The 1,715-nt window shown below is 64.4% G+C and carries 2 pseudogenes; both read left to right on the forward strand.

Features of this window, described 5'->3' with window-relative positions:
* Nucleotides 1-85: 85 nt before the first annotated feature.
* Nucleotides 86-298: pseudogene (locus ABNX41_RS21735) on the forward strand (transposase); the annotation flags it as partial.
* A 117-nt stretch (nucleotides 299-415) separates the two neighbouring features.
* Nucleotides 416-1,684: pseudogene (gene tnpC, locus ABNX41_RS21740) on the forward strand (IS66 family transposase); the annotation flags it as partial.
* Nucleotides 1,685-1,715: the final 31 nt, after the last annotated feature.

Raw genomic sequence — 1,715 nt, forward strand, 5'->3', positions numbered from 1 at the left:
GTAATCGGTGTGCCGCTCCCATCTTCCAGCGCAGTTCCTAATGGGATCAATGGATTCCATTGTTGTTGGGTTATGGAGCCTCTCCATGGAGACTACATTGGAGGTTCTCACGGTCGGCGGGTCCGGTCGGCAGAACCGGAGTTGGCCAGACGAGGTGAAGGCGCGGATTGTGGCGGAGGCGCTGGTGCCGGGTGCCACGGTCAACAATGTTGCTCGGCGGCATGGCCTGCCGACAAATCGTATCTCATCGTGGCGGACGCTGGCGCGCAAAGGGCGGCTGGTTTTGCCCGCGCCGGAGGATCTGGTCGAGTTTGCGGCCCCGATGCTCGGGCCTGCAGATGATGCTCCGCGTCCTGTCGGTCCTGCCGCGACCGGCCCGGAGATTGCATTCGGGAACCGCGCTGCCAAACGCCCGGTCAAGCCGCGTGCCGCCAATCGCGGATCATTGCCCGCGCACCTGCCGCGCATCGAGGAGGTGATCGAGCCTTCCAGCCTGACCTGCGCCTGTGGCGGCTGTTTGCACTGCATCGGGGAAGATGTGTCGGAGCGGCTCGACATCGTCCCGGCCCAGTTCCGCGTGATCGTTACCCGTCGCCCCAAATACGCCTGCCGATCCTGCACTGACGGCGTGACGCAGGCTCCGGCCCCGGCACGGCTGATCCCCGGCGGCATGCCGACCGAAGCCTCGGTCGCGCATGTGCTGGTATGCAAGTATGCCGATCACCTGCCGCTATACCGTCAGGCCCAGATCTACAGCCGCCAGGGCGTCGAGCTCGACCGCTCCACCCTTGCCGATTGGGTCGGTCGTGCCGCCTTTGAACTCCGCCCCGTCCACGATGCGCTGATGGTGGATCTGAAGCGATCCACCAAGCTGTTCATGGACGAGACACGTGCCCCGGTTCTCGATCCGGGGGCCAGAAAGACCAGGACAGGATACTTCTGGGCGCTCGCCCGCGATGACCGCCCTTGGGGTGGCGCGGCGCCACCAGGCGTGGCCTATGCGCCCGGTCGGGGCGGGCAACATGCCGAACGGATATTGCAGGGATTTGGCGGCATCCTTCAGGTCGATGGCTATGCCGGATACAACCGGCTGATCGCGCCAGCCCGGTCCGGGCATCCAGTTGGCATATTGCTGGGCCCACGCCTGCCGCAAGCTGATCGAGATCACCGGCACCGGTTCCGCGCCGATTGCCGAGGAGGGCGTGGCCCTCATCCGCGATCTCTATGCCATCGAGGCCGAGATTCGCGGCAGCGATCCCGCAACGCGATTGGCTGCCCGACAAGACCGCTCCGCCCGGCAAGAACGCTCCGCCCCGATCCTCGTCCGCATCGACGATTGGCCGACCCACCACCGCGCCCGCGCATCGGCAAAGTCACCCTTGGGCGAAGCGCTCGCTTACATCGCCAAATACCGTCTCGGTCTTGGCCGCTTCCTGACCGATGGACGCGTCGAGATCGACAACAACACTGTCGAACGCAATATCCGCACCATCGCACCCAACCGCAAGAATACCCTCTTCGCAGGCCATGACGCCGGTGCCGAAAACTGGGCCGTCATCGCCGCGCTGATCGAGACCTGCAAGATGAACGCTATCGATCCGCACGCCTGGCTGACAACCACGCTCAGCCCCATCTCAACGGCCACAAACAAAGCCAGATCCAAGAACTGCTCCCCTGGAAATAAGCCGCAAACGTGTGATCGGCACACCGCTTAC

This window comes from Pseudogemmobacter sonorensis, assembly GCF_042762395.1.
Lineage (GTDB): Bacteria > Pseudomonadota > Alphaproteobacteria > Rhodobacterales > Rhodobacteraceae > Pseudogemmobacter > Pseudogemmobacter sonorensis.